The sequence below is a fragment of the Pseudomonas sp. B707 genome, assembly GCF_022496685.1.
Taxonomy (GTDB): Bacteria; Pseudomonadota; Gammaproteobacteria; order Pseudomonadales; family Pseudomonadaceae; genus Aquipseudomonas; species Aquipseudomonas paraglycinae.
This window is the reverse complement of record NZ_WTVE01000035.1, coordinates 170,450-193,111: the sequence shown is the minus strand read 5'-3', so window position 1 is coordinate 193,111 and position 22,662 is coordinate 170,450. Positions and strand designations below refer to the sequence as shown.

Here is a 22,662-nt window from a genome sequence, read left to right as displayed (position 1 = left end):
TCGTCGCTGGCCGCGCGTTGCCGGGGGTTCCAATAATCGGTCACCAGGCCCGCACAAAGACGGGCCGCTCTTTTGGAGCCTGACAATGATTGCATTCACGGTTAACGGCGAACGACGCGAGCTGGATGAGGCGTCCCCCTCCATGCCCTTGTTATGGGTGTTGCGTGATCAGTTGAAACTCACCGGCACCAAGTTCGGTTGCGGCATGGGCCTGTGCGGTGCCTGCACCGTGCACCTGAACGGCGTCGCGGTGCGCTCCTGCCAGTTGCCGCTGGCCGCCGTCGCGGGCCACAGCATCACCACCATCGAGGGCCTGTCGCCCAGCGAAAACCATCCGCTGCAACTGGCCTGGGTCGCCGAAGATGTGCCGCAATGCGGCTACTGTCAATCCGGGCAGATCATGTCCGCCGCCGCACTGCTCAACACCGGCGCACCGGTCAACGATGACTCGATCCGCAACGCGATGTCCGGGAATATCTGCCGTTGCGGCACTTACGGGCGCATCAACAAAGCGATCAAACGTGCGGCGAATGCGCCGAAGGAGGCGTGATGAGCCTCATCGACGGCACGCTTCATGAACCCTCGCGCCGAGTGTTTCTCAAGCAGGCGGTGACGGTGGCGTCCGGTCTGGCGATTGCGCTGTACCTGCCTTCCGGTGCGGCGGCGACTGAAGCGAAAACCTCGGCCACTGAATTCGAACCCAACGCCTGGGTGCGCGTGCTGCCCGACGGCACGGTGAAACTGGTGGTGCACAAGCACGATTCCGGTACCGGAACCCAGACCGCGCTGGCCGCATGTGTGGCCGAGGAACTGGACGTGAACCCGATGACGGTGCAGGTCATCACCCCGGAAGATCCGTTCTTCGACACCTACATTCATCCGGTCTGGAAAGTCTTCTCCACCGGCGGCAGCACCAGTGTGTCGCTGGAGTACGATCGCTTGCGCATGGCTGGCGCCACGGCGCGGGCGCTGCTGATCAGTGCGGCGGCGCAGCAGTGGAAAGTCAGCCCCGACAGTTGCTCTACCGAGGAAGGCCGGGTCGTGCATGCATCGAGCAAACGCAGCCTCGGCTACGGCGAACTGGCCGGCGCGGCGGCGCATCTGCCGGCACCGGCTAACGTCACGCTGAAGGATCCGGCGCAGTTCAAGTACATCGGCAAACTGCGCCACAAACGCGATGCGGCGGCCAAGGTTTGCGGACGCTTCAAGTACAGCATCGACGTGCAGTTGCCGGGGATGCTGGTGGCGGTGATTCAACGCGCACCGGTAGTGGGCGCGAAGGTTGTCGCGGTGGATTCGGCGGCCGCGTTGCAGGTGCCGGGTGTGCGCAAGGTGATCGCGATTCCCGGTCGGTCGGACGTGCTCGGTGGCAACCTCGAAGGCGTCGCGGTACTGGCCGAAACGTTCTGGGCCGCGCAACAGGGACGCAAGCTGCTGGAGATCAAATGGAGCGATTCCCCGCTGGCCGGCTTCGACAGCGCCGATCTGGCCAGGGCGCAGATCGCAGCGATCAGCGACCCGGCAACGCAAACCGTCAAAGCCATGGCCCAGGGCGATGTCGCGGGACGATGGCGGGGTGCGGCGAAGCTGCTCGAAGCCGATTACACCATGCCCTACAAGGTGCAGAACCCGCTGGAGCCGATCTGCATCACCGCGCAGGTCAAGGACAAGGCGATCACCTACTGGGGCGGCGTGCAGGTGCCGTCGTCGGCGCTGGAAGCGGCGCAAACCGTGTGCGGCATCGGCAAGGAAAAAGTCACCATTCATGAGCTGGTGTCCGGTGGCAGCTTCGGTGCGCGGGAAGCCAAATACTGGTTGTTCGAGGTCGCGTATCTGGCGCAGAAGACCGGCGTGCCGGTGAAACTGCTCAACAGCCGCGAAGACGAGATGCACGCGCTGTTCAATCACCCGGCCACGCTGCATCGGGTAAAAGGCGCGCTGGATGCCCAAGGCAAACTCACCGCGCTGCAACTGCACGCGGTGTCGCCTGCCTCGCCGGAACAGTGGGAGCCGGGCTATTTCGAGCGTCCGGATCACATGGATTACAGCACCACCGAAGCGATCACCGCGTGGGACTTCGCCTACCGTCCGCCGCACCTGGAGCTGAACTGGGTCAAACACGAAAGCAACGTGCCCAGCGGTTGGTATCGCTCGGTGAGCTTCATTCCCAACGTGTTCGCCGTGGAAAGCTTCATGGATGAACTGGCCCACGCGGCCGGTGAAGATCCGTTGGCATTCCGGCTGGTCAACATGCAGGAGCGGCCACGGCATGTGGCGGTGCTGAAGCAGGCCGCTGAACGCGCCGGTTGGGGCCAGAAACTGCCGCCGGACACGGCGCTGGGGATCGCCACCAATCAGGGCTACACCAGTTTCATCGCCGTGGTGGCGCGGGTCGCGAAAGTGGACGGCAAGGTGCGGGTCGAGAAGCTGACCTGTGTGGTCGATTGCGGTCTGGCGGTGTCGCCCGGCGGGGTCGAGGAGCAGATTTACGGCGGATTGATGTGGGGCCTCGGCCACGCGCTATTCGATCGTCTCGACATCCAGCAGGGCAGAGTGGTGCAGAGCAATTTCCACGACTATCGCGTCACCCGCATGTCCGACATGCCGCCGGTGGACATTCTCGTGCTCGATGGCCAGCCGGACAAACCGGGCGGCGTCGGGGAGCTGGGCAGTCCGTCGGTGGTCCCGGCGATTGCCAATGCGCTGTTCAGCCTGACCGGGGTGCGTCAGCGTTCCACGCCACTGAACCTGGGGTAAGTCGCCATGGACCTGCGTTTGCTGCGGTACTTCATGGCCCTGGCCGATGAGCTGCACTTCGGTCGCGCCGCCGAACGGCTGCACATCTGCCAGCCGCCGCTGAGCCAGCAGATTCGTTTGCTGGAGGAAGAACTCGGCACGCCGCTGTTCGAGCGCAGCCACCATCGGGTCGAGCTGACAGCGGCGGGGCAGATGCTCAAGGAGCAGGCGCCGCTGGTGTTCGAGCAACTCGAGCGGGCGCTGGACCTGACCCGCCAAACTGGTCGCGGGCAACTGGGCGAGCTGGAAATCGGCATGATCAGTTCGGTGATGGTCGGCGTGCTGCCCAAGGCGCTGCACCTGTTTCGCGAGCGCTATCCGCAGGTGACCTGGCGTTTGCATGAAATGACCCCGGCGGCCCAGGTCAAGGCGTTGAAGGAAAAACGCATCGACGCCTGCGTGTTCCGCGTCGGTTATGACGACCCGCAATTGCGCAATGAATTGCTGATCCATGAACCGATCCATGTGGTGATGCCGCAGGATCACCCGCTGGCCCGACGCGAGGTGCTGGCGCCGGCTGATCTGGCGCAGGAGCCGTTTGTGGCGCTGGAATTGAAGCAGTCGCGGTTCGCCAATTTTCTCTATCAGTGCTGCATTCAGGCCGGGTTCACTCCGCAGATCCGCCAGCAGGTGATCGAGGTGCAGACCTTGCTCAGTCTGGTTCGCGCCGGGTTTGGCGTGGCGCTGTTACCCGCATCGATCGAGCAGTTGGCTCCCGCCGGACTGGTGTTCCGGCGCCTGACCCCGGCGTTGCCGCAAGTGCCGCTGTACGCGACTTATCGAGCGGACGATGCCTCGCCGGTGCTCAAGCTGTTTCTCGATACGCTGCGCGAGCTGGTCGATCACAGCGCTCGGTAATCGGGGACAAAGTTGCCCGGCACGATCACAACGGCCTGCGGTCGTAAACTTCACATGCGCGAACTTGTGGAGAACCAATGAGCCGGGACGTCCTGACCACCGAAACCAATCGCCGTCAGTTGCAGCAGATCATCGCCGGGCTGTCCGACGGGGTGATTCTGCTGGAACTCGACCAGACGATTCTCTGGGCCAACGAGGCGGCGCTGGCGATGCATGGCGTCAGCCGGATCGGCGAGCTGGGCAACAATGCCGGGGAATACGTCGAGCGCTTCAACCTGCGCTATCGCAACAACCACACGCTGACACCGGAGCAATACCCGATCAGCCGCGTAGCCACCGGCGAAACCTTCAGCGACGTGTTGGTCGAAGTCACCCCGAACAGTGATGAGGAACGCACCTGGGTGCACAGCGTGCGCAGCATGGTGCTGACCGATCGCGACGGCGACATCGAGTCGCTGGTGCTGATCATGAGCGACGTCACCGACTGGGCCAATGCCGAACAGCGCTTCGAAAAAACCTTCAATGCCAATCCGGCGCCGGCGGTGATCTGCCGTCTCAGCGACTTGCGTTATATCAAGGTCAATCCGGGGTTCCTGGAGATGACTGGCTACACCCGCGATCAAGTGATCGGCGCCTCGACCTATGAGCTGGATATTCTCGAACAGGCCGAGCGCAAGGACCTGGCGATCCAGCGCCTGCGCGATGTCGCGACGATCCCGCAGATGCAGGCCGAGCTGCGATTGCCGGACGGTGGCATTAAACAGGTGATCGTCGCGGGGCAGCCGCTGGTGCTCAATGACGAGGATTGCATGCTGTTTTCGTTTGTCGACATGGAGCTCAGGCATAAGGCCGAAGTCGCCCTGCGCCAGAGTGAAGAGCGGTTCGCCAAGGCCTTTCGCCTGACGCCGGTACCGATCCTGATTTGCAGCGCCGATGAGCAGCGGCTGATCGACGTCAATCAGGCCTTTCTCGATACCCTGGCTTACGAGAGCGACGACGTGCTCGGCAAGACCGTCGCGCAACTGGACTTCATCGATGAACCGGCGGAACGCGCCCGGTTACTGGCGGCACTGGAGAAAACCGGCCGCGTTGACCGCGTCGATATGCGGATCCGCAGGAAAGACGCCGAGCTGCTGGAGTGCGCGATGTCCGCCGACACCGTCAACATCCAGGACGCGGTGTGCTATCTGCTGGTGCTGATGGACATCACCGAGCGCAAGCGCACCGAGCTTGAGCTGGTGGCGGCGATTGAAGAGGTGATGAAGGATGCATCCTGGTTCAGTCGGACGTTGATCGAAAAGCTGGCCAATGTGAAGAAGGTCAACTCGCCGCAGCTGCCGAGCGTGTCGTTCACCGATCTGACGGCCCGGGAGCGTGATGTGTTGGCGCTGATCTGTGAGGGGCTGGCGGACAAGGAGATTGCTGCGCGGCTGAAGCTGGCGCCGAACACGGTGCGCAATCATGTGGCGACGGTGTATTCGAAGCTGGATGTGCACAGTCGCAGCGAGGCGATTGTCTGGGCTCGCGAGCGTGGGTTGTTTTCGGGGGGCGGTCGGGGGCAGCGGTAAGGTGCAAATGCACTAGTTCAGGGGGTGCAAATTCGGGTGTTTGATCGGGCGGGGTGTTCTTAGTCTGTTGAGGTGCGATGCATTTTTTTGGTGATCGTGTCTTTTTGGAACCTGCTAATGGATCAGCCCTTTATGAATGTGTTGTTGGTTGTTGAGCCTGGTTGTGTGGAGCTGGCGCTATGATTTATCTGGCGCAGTTGCGGGCTCGGCTTGAGCGTAGTTTTTCGCCGTTGGCTTGTGAGTGTGTGGTGGATGGGGATCATTCGCTGACTGTGAAGCTTTATGAGCCGGTTTCGGGGCGGGTGGATCTGGTGATTAGTGGGTTGAGTCTTGGTGCCTTGCGAACTCCAGAGGCGGTGGATGCTTTGATTGGTGAGTTGCGGTATGAGCTTGAGAGTAATTCTTTGCGCTCGCCCAGTTGAACTTGGCGGCCTTTGGGCCGACCATGCTGTTTTTGGGTTTGGGTGTGTATCCGTTTCTTCGGGTGTTGCGGCTGGCGGTTCCGCTCTTACAGCGGGTCACTTTTGACAAACGCCTCAAAAGTAACCAAAAAGGCTTTACCCTGACGTTCGGCACCTCGCTTTGGCTCGGTGTTCCTTCGCTCCGGGATTGATCCGGGGGCATCGCCTACGGTTTGCTTCGCTGCACCTCCTCTCGATGCATGCGGCTGCGCCGCACGGTCGCTGCGCTCCCACCCCCGGATCAATCCCTCCACTCAGCCTGCCGACGGGCCCTGCGATCAAAAGCGGTACTCGAGCTAACGCTCATCGTTTTGAGTGGTTAAGAGCGGGTGGTGAGGGGTGGGGAGTGAAGTGTGAAGTGTGAAGTGTGAAGTGTGAAGAGCGTAAGGCCGACTGTGCTCTTCAAAACCTGAGTTCGCCTCGCTGGTTCAGGTCGATGTAACTCGAATGAACAACTCCGTAGGCCCCCTCTCCCTCCGGGAGAGGGCTGGGGTGAGGGCCGGCTCTTGAGGTTGTCCTCGATTCGTCGGAACCCACGATCCAATCAACAACTCCGCCCAAAATCGACAGCCAATTCCCCCCAATCCCACCATTTCACTGGCACTCACCCCCCACTGGTCTATAAGGAATGAGTGGTTCGGTTTCCATAACCGGGCGTTGTCCTGCTCGGCGACGGGAGTTTTCTTCCATTCATCGCGGGTCATCCTATGAACAATCCTGGGAAACGCGTGTGTTCTTCGTTGTTGTCGGCTTTCGGTCTGGTGCTGCTCAGTGGTTGCGCCAGTCCTCCACCCCCTCCGCCGGCAGCACCGCCTCCGCCGCCTGAGCGGACTTGTCAGGTCATGGAAAATACCGAGGTCGCCGGTGATGCGTATGCCGACGGGCAAGTGACTCGACACATCACCAAGACCCGTTGCGTCACTCAATAAGCCGGGCGCCTGTGAAGGCGCGGGTCGAGTGGATTGTGCTGGTGGCCGATCTGGTCGGTACGGCGGTGTTTGCGGTTGAAGGCGCGATTGCGGCGATGCGCAGTCAGCTCGATCTGCTCGGGGTGATGGTGATTGCGTTCATCGTCGCGCTCGGTGGCGGGGTGACGCGTGATCTGTTGATCGGTGCGACGCCGCCCAAGGCTGTGGCGGACTGGCGTTATCCGGCGCTGGCGTTTGCCATGGGCGGGGTGGCGTTTGTTTTTCATGAGCAGGTGCTGGGTTGGTCCGGTTCGACGCTGATCGTGCTGGATGCGGCGGGTCTGGCGTTGTTTGCCGTGGCCGGGGCGCAGAAGGCGTTGAATTTCGGGATCTCGCCGTTTGTGGCCATGCTGATGGGCACGATTACCGGGGTCGGCGGCGGGGTGCTGCGTGACATTGTGCTGGCGCGGGTGCCGGTGGTGTTGCAGGCGGATCTGTATGCCAGTTCGGCGTTTGTCGGTGCGGCGGTATTGATTGTCGGGCGCAGGCTGGGTGTGCCGCCGGTGGCGGCTGCGTTGCTGGCGGGGGCGGCGTGTTTGTTGTTGCGGTTGTTGTCGGTGCATTTCGGCTGGCAGTTGCCGAAGGTTTTGGAGGCATGAAAAAGGCAGCCCTTGGGCTGCCTTTTGTTTTGCGTCAGAAGCGGATCAGGACAGGAATCCGCCGTCCACGTTCAGCGATACGCCAGTGGTGTAGCTCGAGGCATCGCTCGCCAGGTACAGCACGGCGCCGGCCATTTCGCTCGGGTCGGCTACGCGCTTGAGCGGGATCTGCGTCAGGGCCTGTTTCAGGATGGCGTCGTTCTTCACCAGGGCCGAGGCGAACTTGGTGTCGGTCAGGCCTGGCAGCAGGGCGTTGCAGCGGATGCCGAATTGCGCGCATTCCTTGGCGAAGACTTTGGTCATGTTGATCACGGCGGCTTTGGTCACCGAGTAGATGCCCTGGAAGATCCCCGGCGAAATGCCGTTGATCGACGCTACGTTGATGATGCTGCCGCCGCCGTTTTCGCGCATCAGCTTGCCGGCTTCCACCGACATGAAGAAGTAGCCGCGAATGTTCACGTCGACGGTTTTCTGGAAGGCGCCGAGGTCGGTGTCCAGTACGTTGCAGAATTGCGGGTTGGTCGCGGCGTTGTTGACCAGGATGTCCAGGCGCCCGAACTGTTCCTTGATCCCGGCGAAGACCTGGCTGATCTGTTCCATTTCGCCGATGTGGCAGGCGATGGCGGTGGCCTTGCCGCCGGCGGCGATGATGGCGTCGGCCACATGTTGGCAGCCTTCGAGTTTGCGGCTCGAAACGATGACGTGGGCGCCTTGCTGGGCCAGCAGTTTGGCGATGGCTTCACCGATGCCGCGGCTGGCGCCGGAGACGAAAGCGATCTTGCCGTCGAGGTCGAACAACTGAGTCTTGGACATGGGATTCCCTTGTAGTAAGCCTTGTTATAACGCCGTCATCAGAGGCTGGATTTGGCAATGACCTGCAGGCTCATCTGCTCCAGCAGTTTGTTCATGTGAATGAACTGCGCGAAGCGTTTGTCCTGGGTCTGGCCATGGAAGAAGCGGTAGTAGATCTGCTGCACGATGCCGGCCAGGCGGAACAGGCCGTAGGTGTAGTAGAAGTCGAAATTGTCGATCTGGATGCCCGAACGCTCGGCGTAGTAATCGACGAATTCGCGGCGGGTCAGCATGCCCGGCGCGTGGCTTGGCTGGCGGCGCATCAGTTGCACCGGTGCCGGGTCGTCGGCCTGGATCCAGTAGGCGAGGGTGTTGCCCAGGTCCATCAGCGGATCGCCGAGGGTGGTCAGTTCCCAGTCGAGCACGCCGATGATCTGCATCGGGTTGTTCGGGTCGAGGATGACGTTGTCGAAGCGGTAGTCGTTGTGCACGATGCTGGAGGTCGGGTGATCGGCCGGCATCTTGTCGTTGAGCCAGGCTTTGACCTGTTCCCAGTGCGGTGCGTCCGGGGTCAGGGCTTTTTCGTAACGCTCGCTCCAGCCTTTGATCTGGCGGGCGACGTAGCCTTCCGGTTTGCCCAGATCGCCGAGGCCGCAGGCGTTGTAATCGACGCGGTGCAGTTCGACGAAACGGTCGATGAAGCTCTTGCACAGGGCTTCGGTTTTGGCCGGGTCGAGGCCCAGTTCCGGCGGCAGGTCCGAGCGCAGGATGATGCCCTTGACCCGTTCCATCACGTAGAACTCGGCGCCGATCACCGAATCGTCGGTGCAGTGCACGTAGGCTTTCGGGCAATACGGGAAGCCATCGCGCAACTGGTTGAGGATGCGGAATTCGCGGCCCATGTCGTGGGCGGACTTGGCTTTGTGGCCGAACGGCGGACGGCGCAGGACGAATTCCTGGTCCGGGTATTCCAGCAGGTAGGTCAGGTTCGACGCGCCGCCGGGAAACTGGCTGATCTGCGGCGTGCCGGTCAGGCCCGGAATGTGCGCCTTGAGGTACGGATCGATCAGGCTGGCATCGAGTTCTTCGCCAGAGCGGATACGGGTGGACTGGTCAGTAAGCGCCATGCTTATCCCTTCTGCTTATTTTGGAGGCCACACATCATTGGCTAATCTAATGGCGCGCTCGGGTCGTCACAAGCGCGGTTCGGTCTTATAGGTTAGCGTGTTGGACGATAATCACCTTTGGGAATGTGCGCGCGGGGCCGCTGGCGACTAAGGTTTAGCGCGTATGCCTTGTTTACGAAGGAGCTTTGAAATGGGCTGCCCGCAAGTCTGTGCCAGCGCCACCCTGCAATGCAGTTTCGGTGCCGCACCGGCGGTGCTCAACGTGCTGCCGGTCAACCGCACGCTGACCGGCGGGATGCCGGCGGCGAACATCATGGATCACATTCCGCTGGTCAACGTCACCACGTTCGGCATGTGCATGAGCATGGCCAACCCGATGGTCGCTGCTGCCACGGCTGCGGCGCTGGGCGTGTTGACGCCGATGCCGTGCATTCCCGCCACCGCCACGCCGTGGATCCCCGGCGGTGCGCCGACCTTACTGCTGGGCGGGATGCCGGCGATCGATGCCAACAGCACGTTGATGTGCAACTGGGCAGGGGTGATCAAGATCGTGATGCCGGGGCAGATGCAGATGTTGATTCCCTGAGCTTCTTCGCTTGTCGTTAAATCCATGGCCCTCACCCCAGCCCTCCCGAAACGTCGGACCGCCCGGAGGGAGAGGGAGCCGACCGAGGTGTCATTCGGCTTACATCGACCTGATCGACCGAGCGATTATGGATTCAGCGCAAATCTTTCACGTCGGTGGAACTCGCCAATATTCCCGGATCGGTTCCCTCTCCCTTCGGGAGAGGGCTAGGGTGAGGGGGCTTTTCAGGCCTGCTGCGGATCCGTCCATTTGCGAAACCACCAGCGCACCCGGGAAATCGGTTTGCCATCGGCATCCAGCGGCCGCCCGTCCTCGGCAAACCCTTGCTCCGGTTCCATCAACTGCCCATTCAGATAACGCGCATCCACCGCCGGCTTGCCGTTGGGATGAAAGCGCTGATAGCGCCCCTCACGCACGCCATCGCGATAGAACTCGGCCTCCGCTACTTGCCCGTCCGGAAAGTAATTGAACGCCTCGCCATGCAACAACCCGCGCCGATAGCTGGCCTTGCGCTGCAGCCAGCCCTCGGGCGCGTAGAAACTGGCAATGCCTTGCAGCTTGTCACGCACAAACGGCATCTGCGCCGAAACCTTGCCATTGGGGTGATAGAGCAGGGACGTGCCCTGCAATTCGCCCTGGCTGTAATTCAGATCCGCCTGCGGGCGCCCGTCATCCTTGATGTTCAACGGGCCGTCGAGCTGGCCGTCCTGCAATCGCCCCTTGAGGTGTTTGTCATCCTGCTGCAGATCCAGTGGTGTGATCGCCATGGCTTCTCCTTGTCAGTTGACCTGCACCAGCCCGCCCTTGATGGTCAGCATGCCGCCGCCGTCCACGGTCTGTGAGGCAGCGCCCTTGTTGGTCAGGCTGATGCCGGCGTCGTTGGTCAGCGTGGTTCCGGCCTTGTTGTCCAGCGAAGTGCCGGCCTGATTGGTCATGGCGGTGCCGGCCTTCTGGGTGATCGAAGTGCTGGCCGAAGTCGCCAGATCTGCACCGCTCTTGATCGTGAAACTGCCGCCGCTTTGCAGGGTGAGGGTGCCGCTGACCTTGATCGTCAGGTTGCCGTCCACCGTCAGGCTGTAATCGCCGGTGACCTTGTCGGTGTAGTTGCCGCCGGTGCTGTGGTTCTGGTCGGCGCCGACTTTCACGGTGCGGCTGTCCTTCACATCGAGGCTGTCGCTGCCGGTCTGGATCGTCACGCTGCGTTTGCCTTTCTCCAGCGTGACGGTTTCGTCGCCTTCCTTGACCGTAAGGGTGCGGGCGTTCTGCACCGTGAGGGTTTCGTCGTGGCCGACGGTGGCGGTGGTGTCGTTGAGCACGTTGATCTTCAGATCTTTCTGCGCTTGCAGGAACACTTCTTCGGCGTCTTTCTTGTCCTCGAAACGCAGTTCGTTGAAACCACCGCCACCCTTGGACGATTGGGTCTTGATTCCCGACTGGGTCTGGTTCGCCGGCAAGGCATAGGGCAGGGCGTTATCACCGTTGTAGACGCAACCGGTCACCAGCGGCCGGTCCGGATCCCCGTCGATGAAGGTCACGATGACTTCCTGACCGATCCGCGGCACGAACTGCATGCCGAAACCCTTGCCGCTCCACGGCAGCACCACGCGCACCCAGCAGGAACTGGTTTCGTCATTCTTGCCGTCGCGATCCCACGGGAACTGCAACTTGATCCGGCCGTATTCGTCGGTCCAGATTTCCTCGCCGGACTTGCCGACTACGATGGCGGTCTGCGGGTGCATGCGCGGTTTGGGCGTGAGGCGTTGCGGACGAAACGGCGTGGCCTTGGGGATTGCTTCGAAGCGATTGCGATAGCTTTCGTGGCTGGCGTCATGGGTCACCCGAGTGACGACCCAGTCGATGTTCAGGCTCGCGTTTTCGTGGCCGTCGAGGGTGAACCAGTGGCCTGGAATCAGCCAGCGGCAGTCGCTTTCGCCAACAAAGCGTTTCTCTTCACTGCGAAGCCCGTCGACCCGCTGTTTGGTCAATGCATCGCCCCGAGCCTTGGCGTTGTAACCGCCGGGATGCTCGTAGATCGAACGCGGTCCGGCCACGGCTTCGGCCTGGCCATAGAGTGAAGTGGTCGGCGTGGTGAACTCGTAATCCGTCGCCTTGTACACCTCGGCCACCGCTTGCAGACACACCTGGCCTGAGCGGATGCCGTGCAGCTCGCGCTCACCCAATTGCTGACCCAGATACTTGACCTTCGGCCCGTTGGGAATCTGTACGAAGGCGTCGTTGCTGTCGCCCAGCACCAGCGTGTGTTTGCCGTCTTGATGGGTAAAAAACCAGAAGATGCCTTCCTCCTCCAGCAGGCGCGAGACGAAGGCGAAATCGGTTTCTCCGTACTGCACGCAGTATTCACGTGGGGTGTAACTGCCGGTCAGTGAGAGTTTGAAATCGGTGAAACCGTGAGCTTTGAAGATTGTGGTGACGATGTCGGAGGTGGTGAGGTTCTGGAATACGCGGTTGTTGCTGGCCAGGGTCAACCACCAGAGCCACGGTCTTAAAACCAACTGATAGCGCTCGGCGGTGGCATCGGCAGGCAGTTGGCGAATTTCAGCGACCAAGGCATCGAACGGGCGCAATTGAGCGTCGTTGTGCAGGGTGGTGGTGACGTGGGTGGCAACGGCGCTGGTGAGGGTGAGCGAGGTACCGTCATTCAATCCGTTGAGGGTTTGAACGCCGAGGTTGTTCAGGGTTTCCTCACCGGAGAGCGACTCAGGGTAAAGCGCCGACAGCGAGGTGGCGGTGAGGGAGAGCGTAGTGTTGCTGTCGGTGGAGCGGGGCATCCGCATTGCCTCCGATCAAGAATTCGCAAAAACAAGTTGTGAGGATGCGATGCCATGTTGAACTTTGATGACCTGCATTGGCGTCCCGTGGGGGCAGCTCCATCCATTGAGTGAGTCAGATACTTTTTTCAAATATTTTTTCTTGACGCTGACAAACACCATGACCCGATCGCGGCTGTCCGTCTGTGCGCGGATCACACTGGAGGTAAATATCCAGGACTGAGTTTTTCGCTGTTCGGGTCTGGAGCCAATGAGTGTTTGATAGACGGTTTCACGAACATTGAATCGGCCGATTTCATTGGTATTGCAGGCAGCGATCAGTGTGACCGCGCGCTCAGGAGGGCTCAGCCTTATCTCGTGTTCGAGTGTCGGGAAAATATCGAAGCTCATAGTCACCTCACGATGCCCAGCAGCCTTGGGCGACATGTTTCGGGCTACCTTCGTGAAACTTGTACACGCCGTTGAGAATATAGAGCGGTCCAGTGTTCCAGCCTTCACCATGCTCCGTCAAAACCCGATATATCAATGGGTAATTCAACTTTCCAGGTGCTTCTGCGTAGAAAAAGTCGATTCGTAAAGATTCCGGGCAGGGAAGCGGGCAGTAAGGATTGTTGGCAGCCCCGGATGTCGAACCACCGGGTGCAACTTGCGCAACCAAGTAGCGCGAGGTGTCGTACTGTGCGGTGACTTGATACACAAACTCGATCCCGGGATTCTTCTTCACGTACTCGTAAACCATGGCTTCGTACTCATACATGATTGGATGGTTGCTACCTTCGGTCAGTGTTACCAGATTCCGAAGATCGGTTCCGCTGCCGCCCAGCTTGTTTCCAATCAGATGCCCTCGTTGATGATGTTCCGGGCAAGTACCGGACACGAATCCCGGTGGTCGCAAGGACTGATCCGGACCCGAGCCGCCGGTCATGTTGGTCGATGTCAAAGTTGCCTTTGCATAAAGAGGCACCGTGACGTTGCTACCGTTTACGTTGACAGTGGTGGATTTGTATTCCGGATTCAATGGCATTGGCGTTAGTCCCGTTAAAGGCCTGCAATCTTGAAAATTTACCAATAGGCTTGCTGCTCTCCTGAAGGGACGGATTTATTTGTTTCGCATAAATAAATCTGTCCCCTTAAATCCCCTAAATCCCCTGAACGTAGACGTTGGCGACTCTGTTGTGATGGGCTGACCAGCCTCAAGTGAATTCCATGAGTTCTTCTTCTGCGCTTGTCGTGACCTTGCCGGCGCCTTCATACACCGTTTTGAAAACAGTGAAGTCAGTCGAGGAAAAAACGTGGGGGGAGAACTTTGGCGCCGCCCAATTGGTAGGTGATTGTCGTTGTGGTCGCAAATTACCGAATTCAGCTTCGTTTGGAAAAGAAGGATCAATCTGATTCGCCGACAGCGTTTTAACCTTGCTGAACCAGGCGCTGCACTTTGCGCATGCGGCTTTTTTACCGCCCAGATTTCCCTTGATAACGGGTTTGAAGCCACTGCCGATAATCAAAGCTCGCATCAGCGAAATTTCCGCATGGTAGCCATCATTCTCTACATATTGCAGGGCATGCGGTGTTGGAGGAGTGTTGGTTATTTTTGTTATCGGGCTCAGCACCACCGTACGTGGCAATGGTTTCTGCTCTTTGAATGCCTTGACCAAATTCAATAGGTTATTGAGTTGTTTGGTGTTGAGGCGGGGGTTGTAGGTCAATTCAAGAATTTTTTCGGCGACCTTTGCCTTTTCCTCCGCGGTCTTGCTGGGCATGTTGGTAACGTAAAGTTTGGTGTCAGGAATGATCGGCGCGCGATCGAGAAACTTCCATCTGACCAGTTTGGAGTTTTCGTCTGTCGCCCAATTGCCATTTTTATTACCAACCTGATTGCTCTTCAGCCAGCTTTCCTGCAACTCGTATTCCGGGATGTTCTGATTGATCACTCGGTCCGTTTCCGAGAACAACACATGGAGAATTCTGGCCGCTTCCATGAGTGCATTACTACCACCGGGGTGTATGGCGGTTAGAAGCACCTCACAGGCGGCAATCAATGACTCGCCATTTTTGTTCGCTGCAACATAAATGGTACTTTCACCAGGGTGAGTGTAGGCCTGTACCTCTTCCGGGCTCTTGGTGGTGACATGCTGCCCGATGACACCCAGCACAACACTGAGGATGCAGAGATGGTTGGGATTGTGCGGTGACAAAACGTTGATAACAGGTCTCTGTTGAGGCGCGCTGGGTAACGGCATTCCATTAACTCCTGTATTTTTTTAGCTTTCAATGACAGTACGTCATTTACTCCAACACCCACTCCGCCAATTTCCCTGTCACCTGCGTCATCAGCACGTTCTCGACATCCCGCGCGCCTGCTGCGCTGCATTTGGCGAGCACGGCTTTGACGATTCCCGAATCAAACTCGAACTGCTTGCCGGTAGCCGCCTTGTAACGGCCCCGCAGTTTTTCCAGCTTCGCCAGCACAATCCCTTCCAGCGTCTGCTCATCCAGCGGCCGATACGCGACCACCGTCATGCGTGCCAGAAAAGCCGGGCGGAAGGCTTGCAGGAGGACTTTGTGCAGCGCCTCGTTGAAGACTTCCGAGCCGAGTTGTGTAGTCGGTGTATCGAGCAACAGTTCGGCGCCGACATTGCTGGTGGCGAGCATCACGGTGTTCTTGAAATCGACCACCAACCCGGTTCCGTCTTCCATCAAGCCCTTGTCGAACACGTTGTAAAACGCTTCCAGCACATCCGGATGCGCCTTTTCGATTTCATCCAGCAACACCACCGAATACGGTTTGCGCCGCACGGCTTCGGTCAGCACGCCGCCGCTGCCGTAACCGACATAGCCGGGTGGTGCGCCCTTGAGCTGGCTGACGGTGTGGGCTTCCTGATATTCCGAGAGATTGATGCTGATCAGGTTGCGTTCGCCGCCGTACAAGGCATCGGCCAGCGCATACGCGGTTTCGGTTTTGCCAACGCCCGTGGGGCCGACCAGCAGAAACACGCCAACCGGTTTTTGCGGATCGGTGAGACCCGCACGATAGGCCTGCAATCGTTGGGCGATGGTGTTGAGCGCAGTGCTCTGGCCCATCACTCGCAGGCCCATGCGTGTGCCGAGGGTGCGCACGGCGTGGGCTTCGTCGGCGAGCATTTTGCCGACGGGGATGCCGGTCCAGCCGGCGATCACGGCGGCGACGGTTTTGCCGTCGACCTGTTCGGGCACCAGCGGATCGTCCTGGCGAATCGCATCGAGCCCGGCTTCCAGGCGCAGCAGTTCGGCGGCGAGGTGATCGATGCGGCTGTCGGTGGCTTCATCCGGTTTGTCGCTGTCGGCGCGTTCACTGAGGTCAAGTAATTCGCGGCGAGTGTCGAGCAGTTCACGCACCGCCACGCGCTCTTCACTCCAGCGGGTTTCAAGTTCGCGGATGGCCTGGACGTTGGTCTTCGATTCGCTTTCCAGCAGGGTGATGCGCTCGCGGTGATCAAGCCCCGTGGCCTGTTCCCGGCGCAGGCGTTCAACTTCTTCTTTGAGGCTTTGCTGACGGTGGCGCAGGCTCTCCAGCGGTGGCGGCACGTCGTGCTGGCCGAGGGCGACCCGGGCGCAGGCGGTGTCGAGGACGCTGATGGCCTTGTCCGGCAACTGGCGGCCGGAGATGTAGCGGTGCGAGAGTTTCACCGCTTCGTGGATCGCGGCATCCAGCACTTGCACGCCGTGATGCTGTTCGAGTTTGGCGGCGACGCCACGTAGCATTTCCACGGCGGTGGTTTCGTCCGGCTCTTCCACCTGCACCAGTTGGAAGCGGCGGGCGAGGGCCGGGTCTTTCTCGAAATATTTTTTGTATTCCATCCAGGTCGTCGCGGCCAGCGTGCGCAACTCTCCTCGGGCCAGCGCGGGTTTGAGCAAGTTGGCCGCGTCGCTGCCACCCTCGGCACCGCCAGCGCCGATCAGCGTGTGGGCCTCGTCGATGAACAGGATGATCGGCTTGTCGGCGCTGCGAACTGCGTCGATCACACCTTTGAGCCGCTGTTCGAATTCGCCTTTGACCCCGGCCCCGGCCTGCAGCAAACCAAGGTCGAGCACCCGCAAACTGACTTCCTGCAACGACGGCGGCACATCCCCGGCGGCGATGCGCAGTGCCAGGCCTTCGACCACGGCAGTTTTGCCGACTCCGGGTGCGCCGACCAGAATCGGGTTGTTCTGCCGGCGTCTCAGAAGAATGTCGACGCACTGGCGGATTTCGCCATCGCGACCGACGATCGGGTCGATGCGCCCGGCATGGGCGTCGGCGGTCAGATCCTGGGTGTATTGATCGAGCACAGAGTCTTGCCGTGGCGTTGGACTCCCCGAAGACACAGAGCGCGGGCCAACGTGCTCACGGGAGTTTGCCGTCCATTCCAGCAGGTTTGCGCGCAAGGCTTCTTTCGGAATTCGCAGCAATGACGACGCGCTGTTGAGCAGCAGGCTGCGGCGTTCGTCGCGATCGATCAGCGCCAGCAACAGCAAGCCGGAACGAATGCTGTCGATCCCCAGCACACTCGCCTGCACCACGGCGTCTTCCAACAATCCCAGCGTGTGCGAAGACAGCGCCGGCGTGCGCGTGCTGCCGGTCTTGAACAGGTCCAGCGCCTTGTTGATCTCCGCCGTCAGCGCATCACGCTCCAGCCCGAAGCGCGGCAGCAGAAAAGCAAAATCGCCGCCCTCGATATCCAGCAACTCCAGTAGTAGATGCTCGATCTCGACAAAGTGATGCCCGCGCTGCAAACACCGTTGCGCGGCACGTTCGAGGGCGCGGCGGTTGTCCGGGTTGAGGCGTCCGATCAGGCTGGCCAGTTCCATTTCAGGTAATCTCCAGCTGACGCAGGCGGGTTTCGATCCGTTGCACGGCGAGGCTGGTCTGGCGTTGCAGGCCACCGTTCCAGCTCAGCAGGGCCGGGGTTTGTCGGCCGAGTTGCAGCGGCCCCGCACCGCGCACCAGCAGCACCAGTTTCACGTCCAGATCCGGGCCGAAATACAGCGCAGCAAGGCTGGCCAGTGCCGGATGCGCTTCGCCTTCCGGCAGGAATCGCGCGGCCTGCGTCGATGGCAGCGGCCCCAGCGTCAGACGAATTCCGGCATGTTCATCCCAGACCCGAGTACCGGCGACAGCACTGCGGCCGAGCTGCAGATTGCGTCCGCCGGCCTTCATGACGCTGCGGCTGGCACGTGGAATCTCACGCCACGCCCCCTCGTAAGCGCTCAGTTCCACCGCCACGGAAAACTGCTCACGGACAATCGCCGCGAACCCCGCCAATGACCGGCGGCCATCGGCGTACAACGCGGTGCAGGCCAGAACGGCGCAGTCGGGAATCGCCTGGCGTTCCTGCAGGGACTTGGGCAACAACCCTGTCAGCGCCCGTAATTGCGCCTGCACGGGCGAAGCGCCGGGCGTGGTGAAACCGAGGGCGATCCGGTGTTTGCGCATCACCTTGTATAGCAGGCTCAGCAGCCGATGCTGGAACAGGTCGAGGAACTCGGCGGGCGCGTGATCCTTGGCCCGCGCACGTTGTTGCAGCCATTCCTGATAGGCGTAAGGCAGCGGGCCGTCGGGGCCGCCGAGGCCGAACATCGGCGAGTTCAGGGTCAGCGGTTCACCGGGGTTTTCTTCCAGGCTTTCGATCTGGCTGGCGGCGAACAACGGCGTCAGCGGCCCGCGCAATTTCAGCGCTTCGGCCTGTGGCGATGTACCCGAACCAAGGGCGTCGGCCTGGGGCTGTTCGCGCTCCAGCAACAGCAACGCCTGCAACCATTCGAACGCCTGTGGATCACGGCGCAGGCGCTGGCTCAGGGTCAGAGCGACAGGGGCATGCCGGCTTGGGGTTGCCATGCCTTGACCTCCTTGTCTGCCTGCATGAGCACCGTGCGCACAAAGCGATTGGCCGTGGCGTACACCGAAAAGAATTGCGCGAGCACCGCTGAAAACAACACCGCGCTGCTGCCGACGAAATGCTGTGGATCAAGCTGCAATTGCACTTCAAGCCCGTTGCGCCAGCCGCGCCAGGCGTCGGCGCCGACATGGCCGATTACTCGTTCGCAACCGAGGCTCAGCAGACCTTCAATCTGGCGCAGGGCGCTGGCTTCATCGCGCAGGTTGTGCAGGGTCAGGATTTCCTTCAGCGCATCCAGTGCCTGCGGCCCTTCGACCAGCGACTTATGATTGAGGGTCAGTTGCGAGACCAGCCGCCAGCGCGAATCACCGTCCAGACGCGGCAGGCTCTGCGGGCTCGGGGGATTGCGCAGGCGTGCCCACGCCACCGGACCCGGCCGTTCGAAACCCAGCGGTGTACCGGCGGGCAGGCTCTGGGCCAGATGCCGATTGGTGCAGAGCAGTTCGGCGGTCAGGCTGTAATCGGGCAGATCGGTCTGCGGTTCGAAACGGGTGTCGACAACGCTGACCAACAGATCGCTGCCGAGCCGGTTCGGCGTCTGTCCGTTGACTCGCCGCGCATGCCAGTAACGTTGCCGGTCACCGCTGCTGTGCTGGCTGCCGAAATACGCCGGCAGCCGTTGCACACCGCTGGCGGAGCTGGCGCGCACGCTGCGGATGCTGTGGATCTCGACGCTGTTTTCCCGGTGGCTGTCGGCGATCAGTCGATACTCACTGCGGGTGCCGTCCGGGCGCAGCGGCTCCGAAGTGCGCGGGAACAGGTTGATCACCGGCGCGCAGCCCAGCGCTATATCGCTGGCCTGCAAGTGCAATCGGCCGGCCGGGGCCCGATCAAAAACGATGTACAGATACAGCGTCTGGCTGTCACTCGATACGCCGGACAGTGGCAGATCAAAGAAGTGGAATTTGTCCGGGAACGCGAAGTACTCGGCCAGCAGGCGCATACCTGGATGCACGCCGTCTTCGTCCGGCAGCAGCACTTCGTCGTCGGCGAAACCAACCATCTTCGGCAGACCTTTCACGCCGGCGGGAATGCTCCCCGGCGAGCCGGCCAGCACCTGCACCGCGTGGGCGCCGAGCAGGTCATAGAGGCTGGCGTTGATCACTGGTGATGCGGCCAGGTGAATGCGCAAGTGTTCGATGCCAAGCTCGGACCACTGACTGTCGCCGAGGCAACGCAGACTCAGGCGCAACGCCGAGCGGGACTGCGCCACACCGGTCAGCGCCTGGGCTTCATCGCTACCCAGCAACAAGGCTTCGCTGACTTCGACTGGCCACAAACGCACGGCGGCGCTGGTGCGAAAGTGAATGCTCTCGCCCTTGCTGGTGGTGACGAACAATGGCGTGTCCCGGGGGAGGGGATAGCCGCCGTCGAGGTTGCCTTTGCTCGGGTCCGGTTCGAACTGGACGATCGCGCACGACGGCAACGGGCGCATGGCCAGGGGATAAAGCTGTTCGAGCAGCGCGTCGCTGAATTCGGCGTAGTCGTCATCCAGCCGCCGTTGCAGACGTGCGGCGAGCAGGGCGAAACCTTCCAGCAATCGTTCGACGTGCGGATCGGGGCATTCGCCGGGGGACAGTTCCAGCCGTCGTGCGACTTTCGGATAGCGTTCGGCAAACTGTCCGCCGGCATGTCGCAGCCAGGTCAGTTCGCGCTGGTAGTAGTCGAGCAATTGCGGGTCAATCGAGTCGCTCATGGCGCACCTCCAGCCCTTCGTTGCAGGGCTCGATGACAAATGCCACCGGCCAGTGCTGCGAGCCGCTGCGCAATTCACCGGTCAGGCGAATGCTCAGGCGCTGCGGGTGCTCGGGCAGGGGATTGACCTGAACCTCGCCGAGCAGCAGGCGTGGTTCGAAATGGGTGATGGCTTCGCGAATGTCCCGCGCCAGACGACGCCGGTCATCGCTGCGCTGTTGTTGCAGGGCGCTCCAGTCCGCGATGCCGTAGTCGATGACACTGGGCGGGGAGGTCAGGGGGCGCGGGCCACGGCGGGTGTTGAACAGGCGCCCGAGCTCGGCGTGCACCGAGTCGAGCAAATCCTGCCGATCGAACTCCCGCGCCTCGTCGCCCTCGCTCGAGGCGAGGCGTTCGAACAGCGGTGGAAGTAAGCCGGTGCCTGCCATGGCCGCGCCGCCGGGTTAGCTGACGAGCTTGTTGGCGGCCATGTCCCAGGTCGAGGCCGCTGTGCCTTCCTTGGTGCCGTCGTCTTTCTGCGCGGTGAGTTCCCATTTGATCTTGGTGAAGTTCAGGGACAGGGTTTCCACCGGTTTGCCGCCGGTACCGCCGCTGACGCTGACGTTGGAAATCACCACGTTGGTCAGGGTGTAGATGATGAACGGCAGCAGTTGCCCGCTGCCTTCGGCGGCGTTGCGGCCGATGGTGATCTTGGCTTCCGGGATCGGTTTGCCGGCGCAGCAGTATTCGTTGAGCGACGGTGTGGAGGTGTCGACGAATTTGGTCAGGGTGAACTCGCCGACGTGGGGCTTGCCGGAGGTGCGCTCCGAGTTGCTGACGTCGTTGGTGACTTGCATCGCCACGTTGTGGCTGTAGGACATGACTTCGATCTTGTCCGCGTAACCCTCGAGCAGGCTGTCGCCTTTGATGTCGCCGCCGAGGTCGAGAATGATTGCATCCATCGCTTGAAACTCCTGAAAGGTGTCGCGCTAGGCAAACGGGAGGCGCCCGCAGGAAAACCCTGCGGGCGTGTGCAGGTCAGGCGGCTACCGGTGGCGGCAGGGTCGCAACCAGGCGGATCGACGCGGTCAGCTCTTCGAGCTGGAAGTGCGGCCGCAGGAATACCGTCGCGCGATAGGCACCAGGCTTGCCGGCGACTTCGGTGACGTCCACCCGCGCTTCACGCAACGGGTACTGCGCCTTGATTTCCTGCGGCGCGTTGTCGTTGATCAGCACGTAGTCGGCGATCCAGTTGTTGAGGTAGGTCTGCACGTTGTCGCGGGTCATGAAGCTGCCGACCTTGTCGCGCATGATCACCTTCAGGTAATGGGCGAAACGCGAGGCCGCGAGCACGTACGGCAGCATCGCCGAGATCCGTGCGTTGGCGTTGGCCTCGTTGGTGTTGTAGACCTTGGATTTGTTGGTGGTCTGACCGCCGAAGAACACCGCGATGTCGCTGTTCTTCTTGTGGCACAGGGCGATGAAACCGAGGTCGTTGAGCTCTTTCTCGCGGCGGTCGGTGATCGCCACTTCGGTCGGGCATTTCAGCGACAGATCACCGGAGCTGGTGCGGAAGGTGTGCGCCGGCAGACCTTCAACCGCGCCGCCGCCTTCAGCGCCACGGATCGCCGCGCACCAGCCGTATTTGGCAAAGGCTTCGGTGATACGTTGCGACAGCGCCCACGCGGCGTTGCCCCACAGGTATTTGCTGTGGTCGGTGCCGTTGGTGTCTTCGACGTAGTTGATGCCTTCCACTGGCGAAGTGTCCGGGCCGTAAGGCAGGCGCAGCAGGAAGTGCGGCAGCACCAGGGAGACGTAACGCGAGTCTTCGCTTTCGCGGAACGAGCGCCACTTGATCAGCTCCTGGCTCTCGAACACTTTCGACAGGTCACGCGGCACCGCCAGTTCGGTGAAGCTGTTCATGTCGAACAGCCGTGGGCTGGCAGCAGCGATGAAGGGGGCGTGGGCGGCCGCGGCGACGTTCGACAGTTTCTCCAGCAGGCCGATGTCCTGCGGGTGGCGGCCGAAGGTGTAGTCACCCACCAGCAGGCTGAACGGATGGCCACCGAAGGTGCCGTATTCCTCTTCGTAAATCTTCTTGAACAGCGCGCTCTGGTCGAACTCGACGGCTTTTTCCAGATCGTTCTGCAGCTCTTTCTGGGTCACGTTGAGCAGGCGCAGTTTCAGCCGGGTGCTGGTTTCGGTGTTCTGCACCAGCATGTGCAGGCCACGCCAGGACGCTTCGAGTTTTTGCAGGTCCGGGTGGTGCAGCACTTCGTTGAGCTGGGCGCTGATCAGCTCGTCGATCTGGCTGATGCGGTCGTTGATCATCGCCACGGTGTCCTTGTCGATGGCCATGCCTTCGTCGAGCACCTGGGTGGCGAATTCCGCGAGCATGTCGCGGGCGTAATCCTGCTGACTGTCGTCATGGGCCATGCGGCCCTCGGCGATGATTCGATCAAGCAGGGATAAAGTCTCGGCGGCAGCATTTTCGCTGGCTTGATTCTGGGCGGCGGCGGGCATGGCGAA

At 61.1% G+C, this 22,662-nt stretch carries 20 protein-coding genes; 7 read left to right on the top strand and 13 right to left on the bottom strand.

Annotation, left to right across the window (positions count from 1 at the left end):
* The first annotated feature begins 85 nt into the window (after window positions 1-85).
* The 6 genes from GQX66_RS25935 (at window position 86) to GQX66_RS25910 (ending at window position 7,250) form a co-directional block, all read left to right on the top strand.
* A complete protein-coding gene (locus GQX66_RS25935) occupies window positions 86-550 on the top strand; it encodes a (2Fe-2S)-binding protein (RefSeq protein WP_085602752.1) in 465 nt (154 codons plus the stop codon).
* Window positions 550-2,757, top strand: a complete 2,208-nt coding sequence (locus tag GQX66_RS25930; RefSeq protein ID WP_240871985.1) for a molybdopterin cofactor-binding domain-containing protein — start codon at window positions 550-552, stop codon at window positions 2,755-2,757. Before GQX66_RS25935 ends, GQX66_RS25930 begins: the two co-directional genes overlap by 1 nt.
* A 6-nt stretch (window positions 2,758-2,763) precedes the next feature.
* Entirely contained in the window at window positions 2,764-3,654 is an 891-nt protein-coding gene (locus GQX66_RS25925) for a LysR family transcriptional regulator (RefSeq protein WP_179694516.1), read from the top strand.
* Window positions 3,655-3,731: 77 nt separating this feature from the next.
* The gene (locus GQX66_RS25920; protein WP_240871984.1) at window positions 3,732-5,222 is read left to right on the top strand and encodes a helix-turn-helix transcriptional regulator; all 1,491 of its coding nucleotides are present in this window, start codon (window positions 3,732-3,734) and stop codon (window positions 5,220-5,222) included.
* Between the two features lie 179 nt (window positions 5,223-5,401).
* Window positions 5,402-5,644 (top strand): DUF1652 domain-containing protein, encoded by a 243-nt coding sequence (locus tag GQX66_RS25915; RefSeq protein ID WP_084776931.1) that lies wholly within the window; start codon window positions 5,402-5,404, stop codon window positions 5,642-5,644.
* A 1,009-nt stretch (window positions 5,645-6,653) separates the two neighbouring features.
* Window positions 6,654-7,250, top strand: coding sequence for a TRIC cation channel family protein (locus GQX66_RS25910; protein WP_240871983.1), 597 nt, complete (start codon window positions 6,654-6,656; stop codon window positions 7,248-7,250).
* 45 nt (window positions 7,251-7,295) lie between these two features.
* Here the strand turns inward: GQX66_RS25910 and GQX66_RS25905 are convergent, their stop codons facing one another.
* The gene (locus tag GQX66_RS25905; protein WP_064380507.1) at window positions 7,296-8,063 is read right to left on the bottom strand and encodes an SDR family oxidoreductase; all 768 of its coding nucleotides are present in this window, start codon (window positions 8,061-8,063) and stop codon (window positions 7,296-7,298) included.
* Window positions 8,064-8,101: 38 nt separating this feature from the next.
* Window positions 8,102-9,169: a phosphotransferase family protein gene (locus GQX66_RS25900; RefSeq protein ID WP_240871982.1), complete on the bottom strand. Its 1,068-nt coding sequence runs from the start codon at window positions 9,167-9,169 to the stop codon at window positions 8,102-8,104.
* Between the two features lie 190 nt (window positions 9,170-9,359).
* Here GQX66_RS25900 and GQX66_RS25895 point away from each other — a divergent pair, with 190 nt between their 5' ends.
* On the top strand, window positions 9,360-9,755 hold the full coding sequence (locus GQX66_RS25895) for a DUF4280 domain-containing protein (protein WP_007958887.1): 396 nt from the start codon (window positions 9,360-9,362) through the stop codon (window positions 9,753-9,755).
* Window positions 9,756-9,979: 224 nt separating this feature from the next.
* Here GQX66_RS25895 and GQX66_RS25890 read toward each other — a convergent pair whose 3' ends face one another.
* From GQX66_RS25890 to tssC, 11 genes are all read right to left on the bottom strand, one after another.
* Window positions 9,980-10,522 (bottom strand): toxin-antitoxin system YwqK family antitoxin, encoded by a 543-nt coding sequence (locus GQX66_RS25890; RefSeq protein ID WP_102687015.1) that lies wholly within the window; start codon window positions 10,520-10,522, stop codon window positions 9,980-9,982.
* A gap of 12 nt (window positions 10,523-10,534) precedes the next feature.
* Complete coding sequence (tssI, locus tag GQX66_RS25885) at window positions 10,535-12,544, bottom strand: type VI secretion system tip protein VgrG (RefSeq protein ID WP_134022206.1); 2,010 nt, start codon at window positions 12,542-12,544, stop codon at window positions 10,535-10,537.
* A 15-nt stretch (window positions 12,545-12,559) separates the two neighbouring features.
* Entirely contained in the window at window positions 12,560-12,934 is a 375-nt protein-coding gene (locus GQX66_RS25880) for a hypothetical protein (RefSeq protein ID WP_007958880.1), read from the bottom strand.
* Between the two features lie 7 nt (window positions 12,935-12,941).
* Window positions 12,942-13,568, bottom strand: coding sequence for a DNA/RNA non-specific endonuclease (locus GQX66_RS25875; RefSeq protein WP_007958878.1), 627 nt, complete (start codon window positions 13,566-13,568; stop codon window positions 12,942-12,944).
* A 169-nt stretch (window positions 13,569-13,737) separates the two neighbouring features.
* Window positions 13,738-14,784, bottom strand: coding sequence for a hypothetical protein (locus GQX66_RS25870; RefSeq protein WP_085746096.1), 1,047 nt, complete (start codon window positions 14,782-14,784; stop codon window positions 13,738-13,740).
* Window positions 14,785-14,830: 46 nt separating this feature from the next.
* A complete protein-coding gene (tssH, locus tag GQX66_RS25865; RefSeq protein ID WP_240871981.1) occupies window positions 14,831-17,371 on the bottom strand; it encodes a type VI secretion system ATPase TssH in 2,541 nt (846 codons plus the stop codon).
* A gap of 1 nt (window position 17,372) precedes the next feature.
* Window positions 17,373-18,398, bottom strand: coding sequence for a type VI secretion system baseplate subunit TssG (gene tssG, locus GQX66_RS25860; protein ID WP_102687018.1), 1,026 nt, complete (start codon window positions 18,396-18,398; stop codon window positions 17,373-17,375).
* A complete protein-coding gene (gene tssF, locus GQX66_RS25855; RefSeq protein ID WP_240871980.1) occupies window positions 18,362-20,155 on the bottom strand; it encodes a type VI secretion system baseplate subunit TssF in 1,794 nt (597 codons plus the stop codon). The genes tssG and tssF overlap by 37 nt, the downstream gene beginning before the upstream one ends.
* Window positions 20,139-20,582, bottom strand: coding sequence for a type VI secretion system baseplate subunit TssE (gene tssE / locus GQX66_RS25850; RefSeq protein WP_240871979.1), 444 nt, complete (start codon window positions 20,580-20,582; stop codon window positions 20,139-20,141). Before tssE ends, tssF begins: the two co-directional genes overlap by 17 nt.
* A gap of 15 nt (window positions 20,583-20,597) precedes the next feature.
* A complete protein-coding gene (locus GQX66_RS25845) occupies window positions 20,598-21,095 on the bottom strand; it encodes an Hcp family type VI secretion system effector (RefSeq protein ID WP_007958866.1) in 498 nt (165 codons plus the stop codon).
* Between the two features lie 76 nt (window positions 21,096-21,171).
* Complete coding sequence (gene tssC, locus GQX66_RS25840) at window positions 21,172-22,656, bottom strand: type VI secretion system contractile sheath large subunit (protein ID WP_039767165.1); 1,485 nt, start codon at window positions 22,654-22,656, stop codon at window positions 21,172-21,174.
* Window positions 22,657-22,662 lie beyond the last annotated feature (6 nt).

Coding starts and splice junctions, on each gene's coding strand:
- GQX66_RS25935 (WP_085602752.1), top strand. CDS start 86: ATGATTGCATTCACGGTTAACGGCGAACGACGCGAGCTGGATGAGGCG.
- GQX66_RS25930 (WP_240871985.1), top strand. CDS start 550: ATGAGCCTCATCGACGGCACGCTTCATGAACCCTCGCGCCGAGTGTTT.
- GQX66_RS25925 (WP_179694516.1), top strand. CDS start 2,764: ATGGACCTGCGTTTGCTGCGGTACTTCATGGCCCTGGCCGATGAGCTG.
- GQX66_RS25920 (WP_240871984.1), top strand. CDS start 3,732: ATGAGCCGGGACGTCCTGACCACCGAAACCAATCGCCGTCAGTTGCAG.
- GQX66_RS25915 (WP_084776931.1), top strand. CDS start 5,402: ATGATTTATCTGGCGCAGTTGCGGGCTCGGCTTGAGCGTAGTTTTTCG.
- GQX66_RS25905 (WP_064380507.1), bottom strand. CDS start 8,063: ATGTCCAAGACTCAGTTGTTCGACCTCGACGGCAAGATCGCTTTCGTC.
- GQX66_RS25900 (WP_240871982.1), bottom strand. CDS start 9,169: ATGGCGCTTACTGACCAGTCCACCCGTATCCGCTCTGGCGAAGAACTC.
- GQX66_RS25895 (WP_007958887.1), top strand. CDS start 9,360: ATGGGCTGCCCGCAAGTCTGTGCCAGCGCCACCCTGCAATGCAGTTTC.
- GQX66_RS25890 (WP_102687015.1), bottom strand. CDS start 10,522: ATGGCGATCACACCACTGGATCTGCAGCAGGATGACAAACACCTCAAG.
- tssI (WP_134022206.1), bottom strand. CDS start 12,544: ATGCCCCGCTCCACCGACAGCAACACTACGCTCTCCCTCACCGCCACC.
- GQX66_RS25880 (WP_007958880.1), bottom strand. CDS start 12,934: ATGAGCTTCGATATTTTCCCGACACTCGAACACGAGATAAGGCTGAGC.
- GQX66_RS25875 (WP_007958878.1), bottom strand. CDS start 13,568: ATGCCATTGAATCCGGAATACAAATCCACCACTGTCAACGTAAACGGT.
- GQX66_RS25870 (WP_085746096.1), bottom strand. CDS start 14,784: ATGCCGTTACCCAGCGCGCCTCAACAGAGACCTGTTATCAACGTTTTG.
- tssH (WP_240871981.1), bottom strand. CDS start 17,371: ATGGAACTGGCCAGCCTGATCGGACGCCTCAACCCGGACAACCGCCGC.
- tssG (WP_102687018.1), bottom strand. CDS start 18,398: ATGGCAACCCCAAGCCGGCATGCCCCTGTCGCTCTGACCCTGAGCCAG.
- tssF (WP_240871980.1), bottom strand. CDS start 20,155: ATGAGCGACTCGATTGACCCGCAATTGCTCGACTACTACCAGCGCGAA.
- tssE (WP_240871979.1), bottom strand. CDS start 20,582: ATGGCAGGCACCGGCTTACTTCCACCGCTGTTCGAACGCCTCGCCTCG.
- GQX66_RS25845 (WP_007958866.1), bottom strand. CDS start 21,095: ATGGATGCAATCATTCTCGACCTCGGCGGCGACATCAAAGGCGACAGC.
- tssC (WP_039767165.1), bottom strand. CDS start 22,656: ATGCCCGCCGCCGCCCAGAATCAAGCCAGCGAAAATGCTGCCGCCGAG.